At 69.2% G+C, this 23,420-nt stretch carries 17 protein-coding genes; 6 read left to right on the top strand and 11 right to left on the bottom strand.

Annotated features, from left to right (window positions below; all coding sequences use genetic code 11):
* Window positions 1-26 precede the first annotated feature (26 nt).
* Both ACE3SG_RS22055 and ACE3SG_RS22050 read left to right on the top strand, forming a co-directional pair.
* The gene (locus ACE3SG_RS22055; RefSeq protein WP_374568374.1) at window positions 27-1,763 is read left to right on the top strand and encodes a choice-of-anchor Q domain-containing protein; all 1,737 of its coding nucleotides are present in this window, start codon (window positions 27-29) and stop codon (window positions 1,761-1,763) included.
* A gap of 106 nt (window positions 1,764-1,869) precedes the next feature.
* Window positions 1,870-3,210 carry a hypothetical protein gene (locus ACE3SG_RS22050; protein WP_374568373.1) on the top strand — a complete coding sequence of 447 codons (1,341 nt, stop codon included), beginning with the start codon at window positions 1,870-1,872 and terminating at the stop codon, window positions 3,208-3,210.
* A gap of 21 nt (window positions 3,211-3,231) precedes the next feature.
* On the opposite strand, the gene ACE3SG_RS22045 is transcribed toward ACE3SG_RS22050, so the two are convergent.
* From ACE3SG_RS22045 to ACE3SG_RS22030, 4 genes are all read right to left on the bottom strand, one after another.
* Entirely contained in the window at window positions 3,232-4,164 is a 933-nt protein-coding gene (locus tag ACE3SG_RS22045) for a glutaminase (protein WP_374568372.1), read from the bottom strand.
* Between the two features lie 193 nt (window positions 4,165-4,357).
* On the bottom strand, window positions 4,358-6,502 hold the full coding sequence (locus ACE3SG_RS22040) for a prolyl oligopeptidase family protein (RefSeq protein ID WP_374568371.1): 2,145 nt from the start codon (window positions 6,500-6,502) through the stop codon (window positions 4,358-4,360).
* A 126-nt stretch (window positions 6,503-6,628) separates the two neighbouring features.
* Window positions 6,629-7,195 carry a YaeQ family protein gene (locus ACE3SG_RS22035; RefSeq protein WP_374568370.1) on the bottom strand — a complete coding sequence of 189 codons (567 nt, stop codon included), beginning with the start codon at window positions 7,193-7,195 and terminating at the stop codon, window positions 6,629-6,631.
* Window positions 7,196-7,310: 115 nt separating this feature from the next.
* Window positions 7,311-8,408, bottom strand: a complete 1,098-nt coding sequence (locus tag ACE3SG_RS22030) for an oxidoreductase (protein WP_374568369.1) — start codon at window positions 8,406-8,408, stop codon at window positions 7,311-7,313.
* A gap of 125 nt (window positions 8,409-8,533) precedes the next feature.
* Here ACE3SG_RS22030 and ACE3SG_RS22025 point away from each other — a divergent pair, with 125 nt between their 5' ends.
* Window positions 8,534-10,621: a M3 family metallopeptidase gene (locus ACE3SG_RS22025; RefSeq protein WP_374568368.1), complete on the top strand. Its 2,088-nt coding sequence runs from the start codon at window positions 8,534-8,536 to the stop codon at window positions 10,619-10,621.
* On the opposite strand, the gene ACE3SG_RS22020 is transcribed toward ACE3SG_RS22025, so the two are convergent.
* On the bottom strand, window positions 10,531-12,156 hold the full coding sequence (locus ACE3SG_RS22020) for a DEAD/DEAH box helicase (RefSeq protein WP_374568367.1): 1,626 nt from the start codon (window positions 12,154-12,156) through the stop codon (window positions 10,531-10,533). The genes ACE3SG_RS22025 and ACE3SG_RS22020 overlap by 91 nt on opposite strands.
* 356 nt (window positions 12,157-12,512) lie before the next feature.
* Here ACE3SG_RS22020 and ACE3SG_RS22015 point away from each other — a divergent pair, with 356 nt between their 5' ends.
* Window positions 12,513-14,744 (top strand): TonB-dependent receptor plug domain-containing protein, encoded by a 2,232-nt coding sequence (locus ACE3SG_RS22015; RefSeq protein ID WP_374568366.1) that lies wholly within the window; start codon window positions 12,513-12,515, stop codon window positions 14,742-14,744.
* 11 nt (window positions 14,745-14,755) lie between these two features.
* Here the strand turns inward: ACE3SG_RS22015 and ACE3SG_RS22010 are convergent, their stop codons facing one another.
* Entirely contained in the window at window positions 14,756-14,986 is a 231-nt protein-coding gene (locus ACE3SG_RS22010; RefSeq protein ID WP_374568365.1) for an RNA-binding S4 domain-containing protein, read from the bottom strand.
* 354 nt (window positions 14,987-15,340) lie between these two features.
* Here ACE3SG_RS22010 and rsgA point away from each other — a divergent pair, with 354 nt between their 5' ends.
* Together rsgA and ACE3SG_RS22000 are read left to right on the top strand one after the other, a co-directional pair.
* Window positions 15,341-16,411, top strand: coding sequence for a ribosome small subunit-dependent GTPase A (rsgA, locus tag ACE3SG_RS22005; RefSeq protein ID WP_374568364.1), 1,071 nt, complete (start codon window positions 15,341-15,343; stop codon window positions 16,409-16,411).
* A 208-nt stretch (window positions 16,412-16,619) separates the two neighbouring features.
* A complete protein-coding gene (locus tag ACE3SG_RS22000) occupies window positions 16,620-17,630 on the top strand; it encodes a hypothetical protein (protein ID WP_374568363.1) in 1,011 nt (336 codons plus the stop codon).
* Window positions 17,631-17,841: 211 nt separating this feature from the next.
* Here the strand turns inward: ACE3SG_RS22000 and ACE3SG_RS21995 are convergent, their stop codons facing one another.
* The 5 genes from ACE3SG_RS21995 to ACE3SG_RS21975 form a co-directional block, all read right to left on the bottom strand.
* Window positions 17,842-18,414 (bottom strand): peroxiredoxin, encoded by a 573-nt coding sequence (locus ACE3SG_RS21995; RefSeq protein WP_374568362.1) that lies wholly within the window; start codon window positions 18,412-18,414, stop codon window positions 17,842-17,844.
* Window positions 18,415-18,453: 39 nt separating this feature from the next.
* Complete coding sequence (locus ACE3SG_RS21990; protein WP_374568361.1) at window positions 18,454-18,930, bottom strand: DUF4440 domain-containing protein; 477 nt, start codon at window positions 18,928-18,930, stop codon at window positions 18,454-18,456.
* Window positions 18,931-18,984: 54 nt separating this feature from the next.
* A complete protein-coding gene (locus ACE3SG_RS21985) occupies window positions 18,985-20,175 on the bottom strand; it encodes a hypothetical protein (protein WP_374568360.1) in 1,191 nt (396 codons plus the stop codon).
* Between the two features lie 3 nt (window positions 20,176-20,178).
* Entirely contained in the window at window positions 20,179-21,066 is an 888-nt protein-coding gene (locus ACE3SG_RS21980) for a hypothetical protein (protein WP_374568359.1), read from the bottom strand.
* Window positions 21,067-21,251: 185 nt separating this feature from the next.
* Entirely contained in the window at window positions 21,252-23,333 is a 2,082-nt protein-coding gene (locus ACE3SG_RS21975; RefSeq protein WP_374568358.1) for a prolyl oligopeptidase family serine peptidase, read from the bottom strand.
* Window positions 23,334-23,420: the final 87 nt, after the last annotated feature.

The following is a 23,420-nucleotide window of genomic DNA, read 5'->3' as shown; positions in this document are numbered from 1 at the left end:
CCATAACCGGCCATTGGGGAGGACTCATGCGGGTGTCGAGCGTATGGCGCGGCTGGTTGGCCGCGGTGTCGATGGTGTCGATGACCATGGCGGCCGGCGCGACCGCTCCGCGCGTCGTCTTCACCGACGTGCCCAGCGGCCCGGTCAGCGGCGGCGAGGGCAACCAGGGCGCCTATCTGTCGATCTTCGGCCGCCATCTCGGCAGCCCCGACGGGCTGGGCACCCGCACCAAGGTCACCATCGGCGGCATCGAGGTGGCCAACTACCGCAGCCTGGGCCCATCGCAGGTGGCCGGTCGATTGGGCCTGCAGCAACTGACCGTGCAGGTGGGCGCACTCGGCGGCAAGGCGGCCGGGCAAGCCTGGCCGGTGCGTGTGTCGGTGGACGGCGTGGCCAGCAATGCCGACGTCACCTTCACCCCCAATCCGGGCCGCGTTCTCTTCGTGGCATTGAACGGCAACGACGCCACCGCGGTCGCCAATGACATCAACCATCCCTGGCGCCATTTGCAGAACAACGCCGGTGGTGCCTATGGCGCACTGCGCGCCGGCGATCAGGTGGTGCTGCGCGGCGGCACCTGGCAGGACACGCTGGGCATCGACGGCACCTGGCTTCGCTTTGGCAACGACCCGGGCAAGAAGGGCTCGGCGCCCACCGGCGCCGCAGGCACCGGCTGGATCCACATCACGCGTTACCCGGGCCCGATCGGCGCCAACGCACCGGAGGATGTCCACTACCTGACGCCGGCCAACCAGCGCGGCGGCATCCAGGGGCCTTGGTCGGCCATTCGCGGTGTCTCGGGCGAGTACATCGCGATCTCGAACCTGCGCCTCGAGGTGGACGCGACCGCCAAGAGCGACGCCGCGCCGATCAACCTGCAGTACAGCGCCGGCCCGTGGCAGATCACGAACAACGAGATCGGCCCCTGGCCCTCGACGCTGGCCGCGCCCGGCAACGCCAAGGCCGCGGGCATCAGCGGCGAGGGCCTGGGCGTGGTGATCCGCGGCAACCACATCCACGACATCGCCTGCGCCCAGGGCCGGCCGACCAACCCGCTGGAGAACCACGGCATCTACATCGACGACGACGGCCGCTATGACATCGGCTTCAACGTCTTTGAGCGCATCACCGGCGGCAACGGGCTGCAGATCTACACCAACGGCGGCTTCTCGCAGGTGACCAACAACGTCAGCTTCCACCACAACGTCGTCGATGGCGTCGGCAAGCACGGCATCAATCTGGCCGATGGCAGCGGCAAGAACATCACGGTGTTCGACAACCTCGTGCTCAACACCCAGTACTCGGGCCTGCGCATCAACAGCGTCGACCTGAAGGGTGCCAAGGTCTACAACAACACCTTCTACAACACCAGCCTGAAGGGTGCCTCGGGCTTCTACGGCGCACTGTCGAACGACTGGAACCTCAAGGCCGGCTCGGTCGACTTCGTCAACAACATTCTGCAGCCGGCGCCGGGTACCCGCTACACCGGCGGCTCGGTGGGCTTTGGTGGCGCCGAAGGCAGCTGGAGCAACGACCTGTGGTTCGGCGGCGTGGAGGCTGTGCCTGGCTTTGCGCAGGCGCCCGTGGTGGCCGACCCGAAGTTCGTCGTCGCGGGCAGCGACTTCCACCTGCGCGCCGGCAGCCCGGCCATCAACGCGAGCAGCAGCGCCGTCTCTGCGCTGGTCAAGGACGATCTGGAATCACGCCGCCGGCCGAAGCTGGGCGCCTACGACATCGGTGCGTACGAAGCGCTGGTGCCTTGAGCGCCCCGCCGCTGTCAGGGGCGCCCGCTAAGATCCTCCCCCATCGCCGCGCAAAAGGCCCCCCAATGTCGAGGGGGCTGCTGACGCGGACCTGAGGGAGGGTGAAATGGATTCGATGTTCTGGCGCGCAGGTTTGCGCGCCGTTCGCGCGTGCGTCGCGATGACCGTGGTCGCTGCGGGTCTTTCCGCCTGTGATGGGCCGATGCACCCGCCGCCGCCGATGGAGCTGACAGTCACATCCACCGATGTGACAGCAGCCACGCGTGGCGGGGATTCGCACTTCCTGATCACGGTCACCAACCCCTCCTCGCACGAGGTAAGGGATGTCGAGTTCCTGGAGGCCCTGGACTATGCAAAGACGGGCTTCCGCTCGGCGACCTGCAGCGCCCGGGGTGGCGCCACCTGCCCGGACTTGACGCCGGGCCCATGGACCACGCCGGTGATGCCCGCGGGCAGCTCGCTCACCTTCGACGTGACGGTGGCTGTCTACTACACCGTGACTTCGACTTTCGAGAATGCCTTCAGCGTCCAGTCGGTGCGCCGTACTGGCAGCCCGAGTGCCACGGGCCATGGCACCGTGGTGGCTGATGCGCGGTCCGGCACCTATCGCCTCTACGGCAGCGGGGGTGGTCTTTCGAACGTCACGCTGGAGATGATGGGCAACACCTTGACGCTGGACGATGGCGAAACCTCGCCGATCCACAAGCTGGACGATGGCAGCTATTTGTCGTCGAGCGGCGTCCGGGTCGGCACAGGGCTCGACGTGTTGATTGGCCAGATCGATGCCGGTGGCGGGCGTGAGCCTTTCATCGCTGCCCGCCGCTTCGTTACGGCCGCAGCAGAGCTCGACGGGCTCTCGTTCAACATGTTTGCGAGTGACTTCACCGGTGGGGGTTCTCGCCAGGCGCGCGCGTTCGCGGCCTGGTTCGAGGGAAATACGTTGACGACGTGTGCCGACTCGCTTCTCTCTGCAGAGAACTGCCCCGCCGCGTCGATGCACCACTATGACCTGACCGTCGTCGACGGCATCTTCACCGGGGTCGACGCGATCCACGGCGACAGCCAGACGTTCCAGGTGGCGAAGTCCGGCAGCTCGTTCGTCTTCCTTCGCGCCGACACGGGGCCCGACTTCCACGGTCTGCAGGTGGGCATCGCGGTCCAGGACCGCGCGGATCAACTCGGCGCCTTCGGGACCAACACGAGGGGCGATTGGGGCGGGGCATACCTATCGACCACCGACTATCTCGCGGCCTGGACCACGATGAGCTCGACAACCGTGGACGAATCTGCCTCGATGTCGCCGGTGGCTGGTGCCAACAGCGGCCTGTTGCAGGGGCAGCGATCGAGTGACAGCGCAACGATCTACGCGGCGTTCGATACGGCGCTGGCAGTGGTCATCGCCAACGGCGAACTGCAGCTCTTTTCCGCGGTGCCGCCGCTGCCCTGACGCCGGTGTCGGCGCCCGTCCTCAGAACAGCGACTGCCCCGTCAACGTCGTGAAGCGCTCCAGCGCGTGGCTGCCGGCCAGCGAGTTGCCCGAGGGTTCGAGCTCGGGCGACCAGACGCAGACGCCCAGCCGGCCTGGAATGTGGCCGATGATGCCGCCGCCGACACCGCTCTTGCACGGGATGCCGACGCGGTAGGCGAAGTCGCCGGCCGCGTCGTAGGTACCGCAGGTCAGCATCAGCGCCGACAAGCGCTTGGCCGAGCTGGCGTCGATGATGGTCTCGCCGTTCCATGGGTTGACGCCGCCGTTGGCCAGGAAGGCCACCGCGCGGGCCAGGTCCACGCTGTCCATGCGAATGGCGCAGTGGCGGCAATAGGCGTCGATCACGTCGTCGACTGGATTCACCAGGTTGCCGAAGCTGCGCATGAAGTTGGCCATCGCACGGTTGCGAAAACCGGTGGCCAGCTCGCTGCGTGCGACGCGGTCGTCGTATTGGATCGTCGCGTTGCCGGTGAGTCGCCGCACGAACTCGACCAGCGCAGTTTCGGGGTTCACGAAACGGGTGCACAGCACATCGGTGACGACCAGCGCGCCGGCGTTGATGAACGGGTTGCGCGGCTTGCCCTGCTCGGTTTCAAGCTGCACCAGCGAGTTGAACGCCGAGCCCGAGGGCTCGCGCCCGACGCGGGCCCACAGCGCATCACCTTCGCATTGGTAGGCCAGCGTCAGCGCGAACAGCTTCGACACCGACTGGATCGAGAACGCGGTGCGCGCGTCGCCGCAGGTGAAGACCTCGCCCGCCAGCGTGACCACGGCCATGCCGAAGTGGTCGCCCCTCACCTTGGCCAGTTCGGGGATGTAGTTGGCCACCTGCCCCCGGCCCAGCAGCGGCTGGACCTCGGCATGGATCTGGTCGAGGATGGCTTGGTAGTCGACGAATTCGATGCTGCTCACGGGGGCGCTTGGTAGGGGCGGTTCGATCGGGATGGCGCGATGTGGCGCGCGCGGCCGGATTGTTGCCCAAGCCGCAGGCAGCCCGGGCGCACCGCGGCGGCCACGGGTTTTCGCGGCGGGGCGTGCGCCCGATGCCGTCAGCCCATGAAAAAGGCCCCTCGCGGGGCCTTGCATGGTGCAGAGACTGGCCGGGTCAACGGCCCAGCTGCTGCCAGAGGTACGCAAACTCCAGTGCCTGGCGGTCGGCGCGCTGGGCGTTGTCGGCCGCGGCGCTGTGGCCGCCTTCGATGTACTCGTGGTACAGCACCGGGTGGCCTTGCTCGATCATGCGGGCGGCCATCTTGCGGGCGTGGCCGGGGTGCACGCGGTCGTCACGCGTGCTGGTGATGATCAGCGGCTTCGGGTACTTCACGCCGGCCTTCACGTTCTGGTAGGGGCTGTACTTCGAGATCCAGGCCCACTCTTCGGCCACATCGGGGTTGCCGTACTCGCCCATCCAGCTGGCGCCGGCCAGCAGCTGGTTGAAGCGGCGCATGTCGAGCAGCGGCACCTGGCAGACCACGGCGTTGAACAGGTCGGGCCGCTGCACCATCACCGCGCCGACCAGCAGGCCGCCGTTGCTGCCGCCTTCGATGCCGAGGTGGCGCGGGTCGGTGACCTTGGTGGCGATCAGGTCCTCGGCCACGGCGATGAAGTCGTCGTAGCTCTTCTGCTTGTTCTGCTTGATCGCCGCCTGGTGCCAGCCGGGGCCGAACTCGCCGCCGCCGCGGATGTTGGCCAGCACGAAGACGCCGCCCTTGCTGTACCAGCCGGTGCCGATGGCGCCCGAGTAGTACGGGTTCATCGAGACCTCGAAGCCACCGTAGCCGTACAGCAGCGTCGGGTTGCTGCCGTCGGCCTTGGCGCCCTTGGGCCAGACGACGAAGTAGGGCACCTTGGTGCCGTCCTTCGAGGTGGCGAAGCGCTGCTCGACCTTCATGCCGGTGGCGTCGAAGAAGGTCGGGCGGGCCTTCAGCTTCTCGAGTGCGTCACTGGCGGTGCTGCCCAGCGAGAGCGTGTCAGGCGTCAGGAAGTCGGTGTAGCTGGCGAAGAAGCTCTCGCCCAGCGGGTCGTTCTTGACCTGCGGGTCGTGCAGGCCGGTGACATGCAGCGTGCCGGGGTAGGGCGCGACGATGTCCTTCTTGACCCAGCCGCCCTTGGCATCGCGGTGCCAGGCCTCGGCGCGGCCGGAGACGTTGTCCAGCACGTTCAGCAGCACCTGGCTGTGGGTGGTCGAGTAGCCGGCCAGCGAGCGTGTGGCTGTCGGCGTGAACAGGGCCGTGAGCTTGCGCTCGCCGCGCAGGTAGCCGGCGGCGTCGGCCACCAGCAGCGAGCCGCGCGGCCAGGTGCCGCCACCGACCGCCCAGTCGCTGCGCAGCTCGATCATCACCAGGTCGCGCCAGAAGGCGAGCTGGGCGTCGGCCGGCTTGTCGATCGTGACCGCCTTGTCGCCTTGCCACAGCGCCATCTCGGTGCTGAAGAAGTCGGGCGAGCGGCCGAAGACCACGCGCTCGAAGCCGGGCGTGTGGTCGACCGAGGCGAAGGCCGAGACGTCGGTCGCCTTGCCTTCGTAGACGGTGACGGCGGCCGACAGCGGCGTGCCGCGCTTCCAGCGCTTGATCACGCGCGGGTAGCCCGAATCGGTGAGGGAGCCGGCGCCGAAATCGGTGCCGATGAAGGTGGTGTTCTCGTCGAGCCAGTCGATCGAGCTCTTGGCCTCGGGCAGCGCAAAGCCGCCTTCGACGAACTTGCGGGTGGCCAGGTCGAACTCGCGCACGACGGAGGCGTCTGCGCCGCCGCGCGACAGCGAGATCAGGCAGCGGGTGGACGCGCCGCCCAGGCAGTTCGAGCCGGCCCAGACCCAGTTCTCGTTCTCGGCCTTGGCCAGCGCGTCGAGGTCGAGCACCACGTCCCACGCGGGTTGGGGCTTGCGGTATTCGGCCAGCGTGGCACGGCGCCACAGGCCGCGTGGGTGCTGCTCGTCGCGCCAGAAGTTGTAGAGCCAGCCGCCCTGGTGGGTGGCGACCGGGATGCTCTCTTTCGAGTCGAGGATTTCCTTGAAGCGGGTGCGGTTGGCCTTGAAATCGGGGTGGGCTTCGAGTGCCGGGCGCGACACGGCGTTGCGCTCGCGCACCCAGGTCAAGGCCTTGTCGCCGGTCACGTCTTCGAGCCACAGGTAGGGGTCGGCGGCCGCGGTGGCGGTAGCGGGCGTGGTGGGGCTGGGGGTCTGGGCCATGGCGGAAGAGCCCGCGGCGCCGATCAATGCGGCGGCGAGCGTGGTGAGCAGTTGATTTGGCATGGACAGGCGAGAGGTGGAGGTCGCGGGTGGCGAAGGTGCCTGCCCATCGGGTCGGGCCGGCGCGGCGGATGATAGGCCAGCACCGGCGACCGACCGATCAAGATCCGTCAGCGCCCGATCGGCGTTTCATCGCCGTGTCTGGATCTCTTTCAGGCGCCTTGGTTCCAGCGAGACCGAATCGCGGCCGTTGCCGACGTAGAGATGGCCTTCTTGCACGGTCACCTGCAGCTGCATGCTGCGTTCGGCCATCGCGGCCAGGGCCTGGCTTTCGGCGGCGTCGATCTGCCAGACCTCGAGGTTGGCCAGGCGCGCGACCTTGTTTTCGATGCCGCTCCACCAGATCGGGGTCGAGCTGCTGTACGACCAGATGCGCACCTTGTCTGCCCGGCCGCAGGCCTTGGCCAGGCGCCGGTCGTCGGGCTGGCCGACCTCGATCCACTGCTTCAGCTCGCCGGTCAAGTCTTTCTGCCACAGGTCGGGCTCGTCGGGGTCGGCCAGGCCGGCGGCGAATTCGAGCGCGCCGTGGTCGGTGTCGGCCGGCACCGCGAGCGCGAACGCCAGCAGCCGCATCATCATGCGTTCGTCGGTTTCCGAGGGGTGGCGGGCCAGCGTCAGCGCATGGTCGGCGTAGAGCGCGCGGTCCATGTCGGCGATTTGGAGCTGGGCCTTGAAGATGGTGGATTTGAGGGCCATGGTGCGGGGCCACGAGAAGGCGTGGGGCGGCGGATGGTATCAACCGGCCGCCAGCGGGCCTCCAACGGGCCGGCCGTCAAGCTGAGGCGGGCTGCACTTTCGGGCACGCCGGGCTTCATTCCATGTCGACGGGCAACTCGCGCCGCTCAGCGGCGCTGCGCCGGCCCAGGTCGAGCAAGCGCATCACGGCCAGGGCCTCGCGCGGCGGTACCGGGTTGGGGGCCTGGCCGCGCAGCGCGGCGCAAATGGCTCGGTAGTAGGCGGGGTAGCGGCCGTTCAGCGTGGGCAGCAGGCGGTCTTCCAGCGCGTCGCCGGGCGCCCCGGTGCGCCACAGCGCCAGGGCGCCACGCTGCGGGTCGGCGCCCCAGTCGTCGTCGCGGTCGGGGTCGGCGGCGGGGTCGGGCAATTGACCGGCCTTGAGCCTGTCTTCCTGCGTGTCCAGCCCCCACTTGCGGTAGCCACCGTGCGTGCCGTGCAACACGAAGCGCGCACCGGCGTGGGCGGCCAGCGCGCTGGCGTGCAGCGTCACGCGCAGCCCGTCGACATAACGCAGCTGGGCATGGAACCAGTCGTCAGCCACCGCGCCGTCGCGCACCGCAGCAATGTCGGCGTAGAGCGTCTCGGGCGGGCCGAACAGCTGCAGCGCCTGGTCGATCAGGTGCGGGCCGAGGTCGATCCACAGCCCGCCGCCGGCCGCGGTCGATTCGCGCCAGCGCTCGCGCACCTGGGCGCGGAAGCGGTCGAAATGCAGCTCGGCGTGGACGATGCGGCCCAGTTGGCCGCTGGCGAGCAACTGGCGCACGGTCAGAAAGTCACCATCCCAGCGGCGGTTGTGGAAGACGCTGAGCAACTGGCCGCGCTGCTCGGCTTCGCGCACCAGCTCATCGGCCTGGTGAGCGCTCAGCGCGAAGGGCTTGTCGACGACCACCGACTTGCCGGCCCGCAGCGCGGCCAGCGCGAGCGGGTGGTGGCTGTCGTTCGGCGTGGCAATCACCACCAGCTCGATGTCGTCGCGGCGCAGCAGCGCAGCGGCGTCGGGCTCGACCGCGACCTGCGGCCCCAGCGCGGCCTGCACGGCGGCGGCCTGCGAGCTGGCCACGGCCACCAGCGCCAGCCCGGGCGTGGTGCGCAACAGCGGGGCGTGGAAGGTGCGGCCGGCGTAGCCGAAGCCGATCAGGCCGGTGCGGACCGGGGGCCAGGTGGGGGTGGGCATGCGGGCATTTTGCGGGCCGGGCCGTGCCGGCGGGAAGCCGGGCGGGCACTGGGGTGATTGGCGAGGGCCGGTCGGCACGCCCGATGGCATCATCCCCGTCATCAGATTGACATCCGCCGCCGCCCATGCCTTCGACCTCTGCCTCGACCCCCAACCCGCTGCTCGCCACCTGGACCGGGCCCTTCGGCTTGCCGCCGTTCGACCGGATCCGCCCCGAGCACTTTGCGCCGGCGCTGGCCGAGGCGATGCGCCAGCACCTGGCCGAGCTCGACGCGATCGGGGCGCAGCAAGAGCCACCCACGTTTGACAACACCGTGGCCGCGGTGGACCGCGCCGGCGCGCTGCTGTATCGGCTGGAGGCGGTGCTGGGCAACCTGACAGCGTCGGAGACCTCGCCGGCGCTGCAGGCCGTGCAGCGCGACATGGCCGCACCGCTGGCCGCGCACGACAGCGCGGTGAAGATGCACGCCGGGGTGTTCAAGCGGCTGGACGCCTTGCACGCCCAGCGCGCGAGCCTGGGCCTGACGCCCGAGGCCCTGCGCCTGCTCGAGCGCCTGCACGAAGACGCGGTGCGCTCCGGCGCCCGCTTCGACGCTGCCGCGCAGGCGCGCTACTCGGCCATCATGCAAGAGCTGGCGACGTTGACGACCCGCTTTGCGCAGAACGTGCTGGCCGACGAGTCGAGCTACCTGCTGCACCTGAACAGCGAGGCCGATCTGGCTGGCTTGCCCGGCTTCGTGCGCGCCGCCGCGCGCCAGGCCGCGGCCGAGCGCGGCCTGCCCGAGGGCAGCCACGTGGTGACGCTGAACCGCTCGTTGATCGTGCCGTTCCTCACCTTCTCGGAGCGGCGCGATCTGCGCGAAGCCGCCTGGCGCGCCTGGGTCGAGCGGGGCGAATCGGCCGGCGCGACCGACAACCGGGCGTTGACGCGGCAGATCCTGCAGCTGCGCCAGCAGCAGGCCGCGGCCCACGGCTGCGCCAGCTACGCCGACTACGCGCTGGCCGACACGATGGCCGGCGAGCAGGGCGCCGTGCGGCAGCTGCTGACCGAGGTCTGGCGCCGCGCGCTGCCGGCGGCCGAGCGCGAGCGCCAGGCGCTGATCGCGATGATGCGCACGCACCAGGTCCAGGGCGAGCCGCAGGCCTGGGACTGGCGCTACTGGTCAGAGAAAGTGCGGCAGGCGCGTTACGCGATCGACGAGGCCGAGCTGAAGCCGTACTTCTCGCTCGACAACATGGTGCAGGCCTTGTTCGACTGTGCGCAGCGCCTGTTCGGCGTGCGCTTCGAGCCGCGGCCCGAGGTCAAGGCCTACCACCCGGACGTGAAGGCCTACGAGATGTTCGACGGCTCGGGCCGCAGCGCCGGCCTGTTCCTGCACGACAACTTCGCGCGCCAGAGCAAGCGCTCGGGCGCGTGGATGAGCGACTTCAACTACCAGTCGAAGAACCGCGGCGTGCCGGCGCCGATCATCGTCAACAACAACAACTTCGCGAAGGCCGCCCCCGGTGAGCCGACGCTGCTGTCGTTCGACGATGCGCGCACGTTGTTCCACGAATTCGGCCACGGCCTGCACGGGCTGCTGTCGAACGTCACCTACCACCGGCTGGCCGGCACACAGGTGCTGCGCGATTTCGTCGAGTTGCCGTCGCAGCTGTTCGAGCACTGGCTGAGCCAGCCCGAGGTGCTGGCCCGGCATGCGCACCACTGGCAGACCGGCGAGCCGATCCCGCAGGCGCTGATCGACCGGTTGCAGGCGGCGCAGCGCTGGGGCCAGGGCTACGACACCGTGAGCTACCTGGGCAGTGCGCTGGTCGACCTGGCGTTGCATGCGCGCACCGACGAGGCGGCGCCGGACGACATCTGCGTGTTCGAGCGTGAAGAGCTGGCCCGGCTCGGCATGCCGCCGGCGGTGGGGATGCGGCACCGATTGGTGCACTTCCAGCACGTGTTCGCCGGCTCGAGCTATGCCTGCGGCTACTACGTGTACCTGTGGGCCGAGGTGCTGGACGCCGATGCGTTCGGCGCCTTTGAAGAGGTGGGGAACCCCTTCGATGCAGAAGTGGCGGCGCGCCTGCACCGCCACATCTATGCTGTGGGCGACACGGTGCCGCCCCAGCAGGCTTACACCGACTTCCGCGGCCGCTTGCCGGCGCTGGAGCCCTTGTTGTCGAAGCGCGGCTTGCTCGAAGGCGAGAACTTGGCCGGCGCGTGACCCGGGCGCTGCGGCGCACGGTCCTGGCGCGGCGCTTCGGCGCGCACGAAGCCGGGGCGGTCGCCGCGGGGCTCGAAAGCCGGGCGCTCGCGGTGCTCGAAGGCGGGGCGCTGCTGGTCGAACGCGGGGCGCTCGCGACGCTCGAACGGGCTGCGGTCGGCCGGCGGGCGGCGATCGCCGCCGAAGCGGTCACCCTGGGCCTGCTGGCCTTGATGGCCGTGATAGCCACCACCGGCATGGCCACGGTCGTTGTGGCGCGGGCCACCACGGTGGTTGTTGAAGTAGTCGCCGACACGGCCGTAGCCGCCGCCTGAATTGCCACGCGGGGCACCACCACGCGGCGGGCGCTGCATCGTCTCGGGCGCCGGGCGCTGCGGCTCTAGGCCTTCAACGGTCGCGACTGGGATCGGCTGCGTCGTGTAGTGCTGGATGCGGCGGATCATCGGCACATCGCGGCGCTCGGCCAGCGTGACAGCGCGGCCCGAGCGGCCGGCACGGCCGGTGCGGCCGATGCGGTGCACGTAGTCTTCGGCCTTCAGCGGCAGGCCGTAGTTGATGACGTGGCTGATGGTCGGCACGTCGATGCCGCGCGCGGCCACGTCGGTGGCCACCAGGATGCGCAGCTGGCGCGAACGCAGGCCCTGCAGCACGCGGTTGCGGCGGCCTTGCGGCATGCCGCCGTGCAGCGAGGCGACCTTGTGGCCCATCTCGTGCAGGCGATCGGCCAGGCGGTCGGCGTCGATCTGGGTGCTGGTGAACACGACGGCCTGGTCGACCTCGCGATCGGTCAGCAGCGAGTCGAGCAGCGCGTGCTTGTGGTCGAGGTCGTCGGCCCACATCAGTTGCTGCGCGATGTTCTCGTGCTTGGCGGTGTGGCCGGTGATCTGGATGCGCTCGACGTCGGCGCGCTGCAGGCGCTGGGCCAGTTGGCCGACTTCGCCGTCGAAGGTGGCGCTGGCCATCAGGGTCTGGCGCTTTTCGGGCAGGGCCTGAGCGATGTGCTCGATGTCTTCGATGAAGCCCATGTCGAGCATGCGGTCGGCTTCGTCCAGCACCAGCATCTCGACGTTCTCGAGCACGGCCTTGCCGCTGCCCAGGTGGTCGATCAGGCGGCCGGGGGTGGCGACCAGGATGTCCAGCGGGCTGCGCAGCGCCTTCAGCTGGGCCGGGTAGGGCACGCCGCCGACGACGGTCGTGACCGACAGGAACTGCACATGGCGGCCGTAGTCGGACGCGGCCTTGCAGACCTGCATCGCGAGTTCACGGGTGGGCACCAGCACCAGGATGCGCGGGCCACGCACGACGCCGCGTTGCGGCTTTTGCGCCGGGTCCTTGCGGGCCTCGATCACCTTCATCAGCGCGGGCAGCACGAAGGCCGCGGTCTTGCCGCTGCCGGTGTTCGAGCACACGCGCAGGTCCTTGCCAGCCAATGCGGCCGGAATGGCGCGGGCTTGCACGTCGGTGGGGTTTTCGTAGTTGGCCGCCTTGAGCGCGCGCAACAGGGCCTCGTCGAGGCCGAGCGATTCGAAAGTCATGAAAAGTCCTAGCCACCGGACCTTGAGCGGTACGGGCAGCGGTGGGGCTAATGAAAACATCGCCGCCGACCGCTTGTCTGCCACCTGAAATCAATTCAGGCGCGAGGACTTTCAACATGGGTGAGGCATATCGCTTGAATGTTCTTCAAGCGGCCGACTCACCAGAGGGGAGGTCAGAGGGGATGAACTGCGTGCAATGGGCTTGGCAGCCTCAGTGCAACCGCGAAGTATATCGTAAACCCCGATGTTGTGTGAGTGATTCGAACAGCGCCCAGACACATTCACACAAAATCCACGCTTCATCCTGTCGCCCGATGCCCCCAACACGTCTCGCGTGCCGGGCGGACCACGCCGAAATGTCCGCCGCCTCAATCGCCCCCACCGCCCGCCCGCGCCCCTCGCCACTGTCGGCCCTGTCGACCCTGCGCCTGGCCGGCGGCGTTGCCGCGGCGCTGATGGCGCCGCACGGCGTCAGCGCGCAGACCGCGCCCCTGGCGCCAGCGCCCGCCGCGTCGACCCCGGCCAAGCCGGACTCCAATGCCCAGCGTGTCGAGGTGACCGGCGCGCGCGAGAGTGAGAGCGAGCAGCGCCGGCAGTCGACGGCGGCCAAGATCATCGTCGGCCGCGACGAGATCGAGCGCTTCGGTGACGCGTCGCTGGGCGACATGCTTCAGCGCCTGCCCGGCGTCACGATCGGCGGCAAGCCAGGCCGCGGCGGGGCGATCCGCATGCGCGGGCTGGGCAGTGGCTACACGCAGATCCTGCTCGACGGCGAGCGCGTGCAAGGCGGCCTGTCGCTCGACTCGATCGACCCCGAGATGGTCGAGCGGATCGAGATCCAGCGCGCACCCACCGCCGAGACCGGCGCCCGCGCGATCGCCGGCACGATCAACATCATCACCCGCGAAGGTTTTCGCAAGCGGCTGAACGACCTGAAGCTCGGCTTCGGGCTCGAGAACGGCATCGTCTCGCCGGGCGTGTCATGGACGCGCGACGACAAGTGGGGCGACCTCAGCTACAACGTGTCGATCAACGCGGTGGCATTCCGCCGAGACGACGAGAGCGTCGTGACGACGACCTCACCGGGCTTCGAGAAGGTCGAGCAGGGGCAGTCGTCCGACCGGCGCCAGCGGCTGAACGCCAACGGGCGGCTGCAATGGGCGCTGGACGACGGCGGCTCGTTGATGCTGATGCCGCTGCTGGTGCTCTCGCAAGGTGGTGGCAGGGGCTCGTCGGTGTTTGCGGGCAGCTCGCCCCCGCCCGACCCCCGCTATCAACGCAGCGAGAGCGACTCCGACGGCGGCTTCACGCTGGCGCGGCTGAACGCCCAATGGCGCCACCGCCTGGGTGAGGGCCGCATGGAATGGCGCGGGGGCGTCGGCGCGTCGCAGTCGAAGTTCGACTCGGCGCGCGACTTCTTCGCCAACGATGCGCGGGTCTCCACCCTCGAAGAGCACACCGATGCGCGCGAGCGGACGCTTCACCTGAACGGCAAATACGCGCTGACGGTGGGCGAGGCGAACAGCTTCGTGGCTGGCAGCGAGGTGGACCTGGCGCGTCGCGCAGAAGACAGCCACACCGTGCAGACGGACGCGGGCCTCGACCTCGTCGACAACCTGCGCGCATCGACCCAGCGCCTGGCGCTGTATGCGCAAGACGAGTGGGCCCTCACGCCGCAATGGGCCGCGCACGCCGGGCTGCGCTGGGAGGGCATCACCACCGAAGGCGAAGGCCGCGACGCGCAGACCGATCGCAACCGATCGAGCGTCTGGACGCCGCTGCTGCACGCGGTGTGGAAGCCCGAGCCCAAGAGCCGCGACCAGGTTCGTGTGAGCCTGACGCGCAGCTACCGCTCGCCGACCTTGCAGAGCCTGATGGGGCGCCTGAACATCTCGGCCCAGAACAGCGAAACCAGCCCCGACCGCACCGGCAACCCCGACCTGCGGCCCGAGCTGGCCACCGGCATCGACCTCGCCTACGAGCACTACCTGCCCCATGGTGGCCTGTTCAGCGCGAACGTGTTCCACCGCCGCATCCGCGACCAGATGCGCACACTGACCACGCTGGAAGACGTGCCCTGGTTCCCCGATCGGCGCTGGGTCGCCCGGCCGCAGAACGTGGGCAACGCGACCACGCAAGGCATCGAGCTCGAGGCCAAGTTCAGGCTCAGCGATCTGGTGAACGAGGCACCGCCGGTCGACCTGCGCGCCAACGTCAGCCTGTTCCGTTCGAAGGTCGACAGCGTGCCCGGCCCCGACAACCGGCTCGACTCGCAACCCGGCGGCACCGCCAACTTCGGTGCCGACTATCGCTGGCCCGGCACCCCGGTGACGACCGGCGGCAACATCAACTACACGCCCGGCTACACCACCCGCCTGTCGGACGCGCAGTGGCTGGTGCAATCGGCCAAGCGGGTGCTCGACGCCTATGTGCTGTGGACGATCAACCCGGCGACACGGGTGCGCGTGACCGCCAGCAACCTGTTGCAGCAAGACACCGACACCGTCAGCCTGGTCGGCACCGAGCAGGCCGAGACGCTGTCGCCGAGCTTCGTCAACTGGCGCGTGCAGCTGGAGCTGAAGCTGTAGCGCGCCCAGCGCTACGCCGCGGCAGGGGCGGCCAGAACCTTCACGTTCGCGCCGCCCACCTGCACCACCTGGCCGGCGCGCATCTTCGCGGTCTTGCGCAACTCGACCTGGCCGTCGACCTGCACCTCACCGGCCACGATCATCTGCCGTGCGCTGCCCCCGCTCGGGGCGAGGCCGGTGGCCTTGAGCAAGGCGTCGAGCGCGATGTGATCGCCGCGCAGTTCGAAGTCGATGGTGTCCATCGGCGCGATTGTCGCGCGGGCGCCGCAAGGGGGATTGACAGGCCACGTTGCCTCGTCGCACAGTGCGCCCCTTGCCAGCGCAATCCTGCGCTCGTGCCCACCAACCCGAGGAGGCTGCCATGGATGAAGTCACCAACACCCTCGTCGCGGTTCGCCAGCATCACGCTGCTTTCCTGCGCTGACAGCTGCCACGGCCTGAACCAGGCCTGAGCTCAGCGCCCCCGGCCTCTGCTGCCGGGCGATCCGCACCCAAACCCTGAATTGCTCTGGCCTGCGGGCCAGGCTGCTGCATGCGCGCCCGAATTTCGGCCGCGCTGTGGCCCCCGTTTGTCTCCACGCGGATCACCCACAGCAATGTTCGACACGATCGACTTTCAAACCCTGCGCGGCATCGGCCTGACCCAAGGCCTGGTGGCGCAGATGTTCAACCTTCAAACCGAAGCCGGCGACCGGCTGATGCGCGTTGTCGAGGTGCAGCGCGACCGCTTGCGCCTGCACGACGGCGTCAACGAGCGCGTGGCCCAGGTCTGGCCGACGCTGCGCCTGGCCTTGCAGATGCAGGGCGAGGTGCTGGTAGTCGGCGACTGGGTCGCGGCACGCACCGGCGGCGACCTGGGCGATTCACTCTGGGCCGCGGCCCGCGTGCCGCCGGTCAACCACCTGGTGCGGCGCGACAGCAGCGGCCAACGCCAGACGCTGGTCAGCAACGTCGACACCGCGTTGCTGGTGATGGGCGCAGGGCAGGACTTCAACCTGCGCCGGCTCGACCGCTACCTGGCGCTGGTGCGCCTGGCCGGCGTGTCGCCACTGGTCGTGCTGAGCAAGGCCGATCTGTGCACCGACCCCCGGGCCCGGATCGACGCGGTGCGCCGCCACACCAGCGACGGTGTCGACGTGCTGGCGCTGAACGGCCTCGACGCGGCCAGCGCCGACGCCTTGGCCCCGTGGCTGAGCGAGGGCCAGACACTGGTGCTGCTGGGTTCCAGCGGGGCCGGCAAAAGCACGCTGACCAACCGGCTGACCGGCGCGGCGCAAGACACCGGCGGCGTGCGCCATGGCGACGAGCACGGGCGCCACACCACGACCGCGCGTTCGCTGCACCGCTGCGCCAGCGGCGCTTGCATCATCGACACGCCGGGGCTGCGTGGTCTGCAGCTCGACGCCGACGAGGCCCAGCTCGACGAGGTCTTCGAAGACATCTCGAGCCTGGCGCCGCTGTGCCGATTTCGCGATTGCCAACACCAGGACGAGCCCGGCTGCGCGGTGCGCTCGGCCGTGCCCGCCGGGCGGCTGCTGAGCTACCACAAGCTGCAACGCGAGGCCCGGCGCCACGAGATGACGGTGTTCGACAAGCACAAGCTGCTGAGCGAGTGGAAGACGCGTGGCCGCGAGGCCAAGGCCGTGAGCCGCGGCAAGCGCGGTTGACAGCACGGCTTTTTGGTGGCTCATCGACTGAGCCACTGGCTGCCTACACTGTCTTCTGCACTGACTGACCTGCCATGCCGACTGAGGAGGAGAGGGAGGAGACGTCGCCGTTGGGGCGACCGCGTCCGCCCCTGGGCCGGGCGGGTGAGTCGGTGTGGCGCGGCCTCGTCCGGGGCCGTGCATCGACGGTGACATGGAAGGAAAACACATGACGACATCAACCCCCTGGATCCGCGGCCTGGCGGCGCTCGCCCTGGTGCTGGCCGGCTCGGCGCAAGCCGACACGCTGGCCAGCGGCTTCATCCCCGCCGAAGGCCGCGTCGACATCGCGTTCGACGCTGGCAGCCAGGTGCTCTACATCAGCGGCGGCCCGCAGGTGCGGCGCTTCGACTTCAGCACCAAGAGCTTCCTGTCGCCGCTGGCGCTGGGTGGCTCGACGATGGGCCTGGACATCTCGGCCGACGGCAAGAAGCTGGCGGTGGCCAACGCGTCTCGCGGCACGGACGAGAACTTTGTCGACGTCGTGACGCTGAAGACCGGCAAGGCCAAGCGCGTGTCGTTCCCGCTGGCGTTCTACGAAGGTGGCACCTACACGGTGGCCTACGACGCTGCGGGCAAGCTGCTCGTCACCAGCCTGTTCGAGGGCTCGGGCACCACGCCGCTGCGCCGCTACGACCCGGTCACCGGGCTGAGCGATCAACTGGGCGAGTTGCGCGTGCCGGCGATGGTCAGCCCGAGCGCCACCCACCGCTACGTGGCGGTCGCCGAGGGCAACATCTCGAGCGGGCCGTACGGCCGCTACGTCACCGGCGACAGCAGCTACCAGTCGTCGAACACGACGAACTGGTTCCTGTTCGAGATCGCGATCGCGCCCAACGGGTCGCAGATGTCCGTGCCGACCTACGCCGGCACGTTCATCGACGACGCCAAGAAGACCTTCCCGTCGGTGGGCACGTATGCCGGGCAGACGCCGATCGGTGCGGCCTATGCGCCCGCCGGTGACGTCGTGTACTTCCCGTTCGCGCAGAGCAACTTCGTGGCCGAGTACGACCGCAAGACGATGACCGAGCGGCGCCGCTTCACCGTGCCGGGCAACTTCGACTGGCAGGGCAACGGGGCATTCGGCGAAGGCCGCACCAAGGTGTCCGCAGACGGCCGCTTGCTGTTCGTGACGCTGGACAACGGCATCTTCTACCAGGAGCTGGCGGCCGTGAACTGATCGTGATCGCGTGAGGTGCCGGGGAGACAAAGGTCGCCAGAACAAGCATTGAAGCGACCGGTTGAGATCGGCGGCTGACCCGGGAGCGGTGGCCGCACGACAGGCAGCGAAGACTGCCACAGGGGAGGAGCTGATGGCGGGTTGGCACGCGTGTGCCAACCCGCCACTCAGTCTTTTCGAAGCCGGCTCGCGGGGCCGGCGGTTGCGTTGGTCAGGGCTTGGCCGGCTGGCTGGCTTTCCACTGCTCCACGGCCTTCATCGCAGCGTTGACGTGGCCGTCCGGGTCCATCGCGGCGTAGGCGAGCAGCACCTTGCCTTGCGGGCTGATCACGTACGAAATGCGGTTGGCCATGTTGGGCACCACCGCGATCGTCGCGTCGTACTGCTTGATGATCTTGGCGCCCGGGTCGGCCGCCACCGCGAACTGGTTGCGGCAGGCCTCGACCGAGAACTTCTTCAGCGTGTCGATGTCGTCGTTGGACATGCCGATCACGGTGGCGCCGAGGGCCGCGAACTTGGGCGTGGCCTCGGCAAACTGGTGTGCCTCGACCGTGCAGCCGCTGGTGAAGGCCTTGGGGTAGAAGTACAGCACCACCGGGCCTTTCTTCAGCGCGTCGGCCAGCACGAAGCGGTACGGTTGGCCGCCCAGGGCGGCGTCGGCACTGAAATCAGGGGCGGCGGCCCCCACGGCCAAGGCGGCCTGGGCGGCCGGTACTGCCAGGCTGGCGACGCAAAAGGCGGCGGCGCTGAGCGCATGGCCACGGGCAAACAAAGCGGTGTTCATCGGCGGGTCTCGCAAACAAGAATGGGCAGGGTCGTCGGGTCAAGGCTTGGCGCATTCGCAAGCGTCGTTGCCCATGTCCAGGATGATGCGCCAAACGCCGGGCGCCTCTTGCCGCCAGACCGAGTTGAAGCGGGCGACCAGCTTGCCGTTGGGGTCGCGCACCGGGCCGCTGCTGAGCGCCAGCTCGCCGGTGGTCATCACCTCGACGTTGTCGGGCTCCCACGAAAACGGCGCCTGCGGGCCGTCGAAGAATTTCTTCCACGCGGCGGTCACGGCCTCGGGGCCGCGCAGCGAGCCCTTGCTGCCCTGGAACACCGCGTCGGCCGACAGGAACTTGGCGAAGGCGGCGAAGTCGCGGTCGGCCATCGTCTTGGCGAAGGCGCGTTCGGTGTCGGAGACGACCTTGCGCAGTTGCTCGGGGTCGGGAGCGCCGCCGGATGCAGCTTGGGCATGCAGGGGCGCGATCGCGCCGAGCGCCAGGCCCAGCAGGGCCAGGAATCGAAAGGGGGTCGGCATGGCAACGAGGGGGGTGAACGGTGCGGCGGTTGTACCAGTTCCCGCCCCTGCGCATCAGGGGCCCGACCCCAGTTCCTTCAGGTGGTCTTCGGCCTCTTGCACGTCCTTGCCGTACTCGGCCAGGTAGCGGCTGCGCTCTTCGCTGCTCCACTCTGCCGCCGAGAACGCGGCCAGCGGGTAGGGCTTGGTGCGGTGGACCGTGCCGATGCGGCGCGGCATCAGGGCCCGGTCGGGAAAGGTGTCGGGCTTCAGCAGGAAAGCGTCGACATCGCGCAGCACCAGCGGAAAGGTCGGTTGCATGTCGCGCAGCAGCTTGCCGAACACCTGCAGCTTGAACTCGGTGGGGCCCACCCCCAGCTCTTCGTTGAAGTTCAGCAGCGCCAGCGGCCGGCCATCGGCGTCGTCGACACGGCCCGTCACGACATAACGGCCCGGTTGCATCACCTGGGCCGGCAGGTACAGGCTCAACGACCCCGCCTCGACCGCCTCGCGCACGCCTGCGCCCCAGGTGGCCGGCGAGCCGGGCGAGTGGATCACGTCGAAGAACGCGTAGCCCGGGTGCTCGCCCGATTGCAGCGCCAGCTCGACACGGATCACGCCGTCGAGCTCGGCAAAGCCGTCGCGCGCGGGCTGCAGCCGAAAGCTCAGCACGTTGTCGCCAGCCACGGTGTCGCCGCCGCGGCCGTCGTCGGTGAACTGCACCGTCACCGGGGCCACGCGCGAAGGCCGCGCGCCGGTGGCGCCCTCGTGGGCCATCGCCCGAGGCACCTGCAGTGGCAAGGTGCGGCCCTCGCCGTCGACCGCGGCCACGGTGAACAGCACGCTCTCGTCGCCCTGCGAGTACACGCGCTCCTGCGTCGTGCGCAGCGTCAACCCTTCGATCGCCGGGCCGCCAGGCTCGCGCAGCGGCCGCTCGGTGGCGACCGGCTCGTTGGGGTGCACCTGGTCGGGGTGCTCGGCCAACGGGCGCGAGTCGTGCGGGTAGCGGGTGGCGTGGCGGTAGCTGTCGAGCGCGCGGCGTGCCCGGTCCAGCCGCTGCTTCCACAGCTCACGCGCGGCGCTGCGGTCGGCCACTGGCGCGCCCGATGCGGGGGTGGCAGCGTGGGACCCTGGTGGTGCGGGCTCGGGGGCTGCGACGGCGGCCGGCGCCGCGGCGGCCTGCGGGCTGTCGCCCGAGGCCCACCACAGCAGCACCGCGCCCAGCCCCAGCGTCGCCAGCGCGGCGGCGGTGCGGCGGGGGCGCATCGCTTAACGCGCGTTGGCTTCCATGTCGGCGCGCACGCGGCCGGTGATGCCGCCCCAGTTGCCGCTGGTGTAGTGGTTGTAGCTCTCGGTGCTGTCACGGTAGGCGACGGTGTGGTAGGCCCACTTCGCGCGGCCGCCTTCGTTCTTGGCCGTGCCCAGCGTCAGGTCGTTGCAGAACCAGTCGCTCGGGTTGCAGAACGAGCCGTTGCCGCTGCCCGAGACACCGCCGCTGGAGTGGTAGGCGACGACCTCGTCGTCCTGCCCCGGCAGCACGAACGAATACACCGTGCCGCTGGCGCCGGCGTACATGTTGAACCAGGTCGCGCGGGTCGAGCTGTGGTCGTACATCGCACGCGCGGTGCTGGTCTTCAGGTCGGACACCAGCGGCTCGTCGAGCGCCCAGTCGCCCGCGTCGGCCAGCTCCGAGCCGCCGGCCGCGCCGCCGCTGACGTCGACCCATTTGATGTTCCAGCCGGTCTGCGAACTGCCATTGAGGTTGCCGCACTGGCCCTGGCTGTTCGGGGTCGCGTTCTTGACCATCCGGCTGGTGCCGCCGTACATCGCCAGCGAGTAGCCGATCTGCAGGTTGCCCGCGCTGTGGACCGCGATGTAGCACCAGTTCTGGCCGGTGCAGTAGCAGTCGAGCGCGTCGCGCACGAGGTAGTTCTGGTCCGAGACGTGGTTGTAGCCGTCCCAGTTGACCGATTTCTTGTTGACCCCGGCGTTGGTGGTCGCTGGTCCCCAGTAGCTGAAATCGGCGTGATTGCCGAGCTGGCCGCCGCCGGTGCGGCCGTTGATCCACAGAGAGTAGTTCGTCGCATGTGCCAGGGCGAAGAACCCCGCTGCGAACAACACGAACCACGACACCCCACGCACGATGCGCTTCGCCATGACCGTCTCCTGCAGTAGTTTTTAGAAAAAAGCACGCTCGTTCGAAAACGTGCCCGCACACTATGCGACTGAGCAGGAGCCGGGAAAACGGGGGAATTCCCGCAATGCAAAACGCGCCCATCGGGCGCGTTGTTTGCTCTGCCGGCCGAGAAGCCCGGCCGGCAGAAGGGAGCGTCAGCCGACGCTCAGGGCAGCTTGAGCGTGTCCTTCAGGAACAGCACGGTGGCGTAGAACTGGTAGTCGGCGTTCTCTTTGCGCTGAAAGCCGTGGCCTTCGTTTTCGGCCCGCAGGTACCACACCGGTGTGCCGTTGGCGCGCGCGCGCTGCACGATCTGCTCGGCCTCGGTCCACGGCACGCGCGGGTCGTTGCGGCCCTGCACGACGAACAGCGGCTTGGTGATCCGCGCGGCGTTGGTCAGCGGCGAAATCTTGTCGAGAAAGGCCTTCATCGCCGGGTCGCGCTCGTCGCCGTATTCAACGCGGCGCAGGTCGCGCCGGTAGCTCTCGGTGTTGTTCAGGAAGGTCACGAAGTGCGAGATGCCGACCACGTCGATCGAGCCCGCGATGCGGTCGGCGTAGTTCGTCGACACCGCCAGGCTCATGTAGCCGCCGTAGCTGCCGCCGACCACCACGATGCGTGACGCATCGAGGTTAGGCTGCGTCGCGATCCAGTCGATCAATGCGCCGATGTCCTTCACCGAGTCTTCGCGCTGCATGCCGTTGTCCAGCGCCAGGAAGGTCTTGCCGTAGCCGGTGGACCCCCGCACGTTGGGCTGGATCATCGCGATGCCCATCTCCTCGATGAAGTAGTTGTTACGGTTCAGGAAACCGAACTGCGACTGGCCTTCGGGCCCGCCATGGATGTTGATCAGCACCGGCCGCTTGCCGCCAAAGCGCGCCGGCGGCAGCGTCAGCAGGCCCGAGATCGTGCGGCCGTCGAAGCTCTTCCAGCGCACCAGCTGTTGCGGTGCGAAGCGGGTCGGGTCGACACCCGCCGGGGCGTAGGCGCGGGTCCACTGCTCGACCTTGCCGCTGGCGGGGTCGAGGCTGTAGATCTGGCTCGGGCCGGCCGAGCCGTTCAGGCCGAAGGCCAGCTCGCCGCGCTTGGGGTGGAAGTGCAGGCCACCCAGGTTGCCGGCCGGCAGCGCCGGCACGTTCACTTCCTTCAGGCTGCGGGTGTCGATCAGGTGCAGCTTGCCCTGGCCGTCTTCGTTGACGTTCAGCGCGGCCAGGCGGCCGTCTTCCGACAGGCTGCTGCCCGCCACGTCCCACGAGATGTGGTTGGTCACGCGGGTGATCTTGCGCGAGGCCAGGTCGACACGCTGCAGCTCGTTGAACTCGCCGGCGCGGTCGCTGGTGAAGAACAAGGCCTTGTTGTCGCGTGAGAAGCCCGCGGCCAGGTGCGTGGCGCGGCCCTTGCTGCCCGGTGCCGGCAGCAGCTGGCGGCGCTTGCCGGTGGCCAGGTCGAGCAGCCAGATCTGCGACTCGTTGGCCGAGACGTAGTTGGTCAGTGCGACTTGCTTGTTATCCCACGAGACGCTGGCCGCGTTCCAGCCGCCACCGGGCAGCTCGGTGACCTTGCGCCGCGCCGCGGGCTGCAGCGGGTCGATCAGCCACAGCGTGGTGTCGATCGTCGGCCGTGCGCCGCCGGCGGCGGTGCGGTCCAGCGGCACCGAGGTGTACAACAACCGGCTGGCCACGCCGCGCTTTTCGTGCAGCCAGGTCTCGAGGTTGTGGCGCTGGTCCGGGTCGGTCAGCAGCGTCGTCTCGCGCGTGTCCAGCGCCATGCGGTAGAGCTGGTTGACCTCGTTGCCGCCGCTGGCGCGCTCGAACACGATGTACTTGCCTTCGAGCGGCTCGTACTGCGCGCTGGTCACCGGGTCGGCAAAGTCGGTCAGCCTCTCGGGCTCGGCCAGCGGGCTGGCCACGCGAAACAGCTGCGGCGTGCTGCCGCCGGCCGGCCGGTGGGTCACCAGCATCTCGCGCTTGCCGGGGTGCCAGTCGACGAAGCCGTGGCCGCGGAAGTCGGTGTACTTGTCGACCGCCTGCACCAGGCTGCGCGGCACCGGGGGGATGCCTTCGACATGCAGGTTGGCGTTGGGCGCCAGCGTGTCGGCCGCGGCCGCGGCGGAGGCGGCTTGTGCCGGCGATGGCGCAGCGGCGGTGGCCGAAGAGGGGCCGGAGTTGGCGCAGGCGGCCAGCATCAGCGCGGCGGCGGCCAGCGCGGCCAGGCCGCCGATCGGGCGGGGAAGCAAGGCAGGGGTCATGTGGAGGCTCGTGTCGTCACTTCGGGTGATCACGTCAACACGCGGATGGCGTCATTCGTGAGGGGCTCGCCGGGTCGGGTGGCGCCG

Origin of the sequence: Ideonella sp., from assembly GCF_041914305.1 — a bacterium.
Lineage (GTDB): Bacteria > Pseudomonadota > Gammaproteobacteria > Burkholderiales > Burkholderiaceae_C > Ideonella.
The sequence above is the reverse complement of the archived record's forward strand: the minus strand, read 5'-3'. Positions and strand labels throughout refer to the sequence as shown.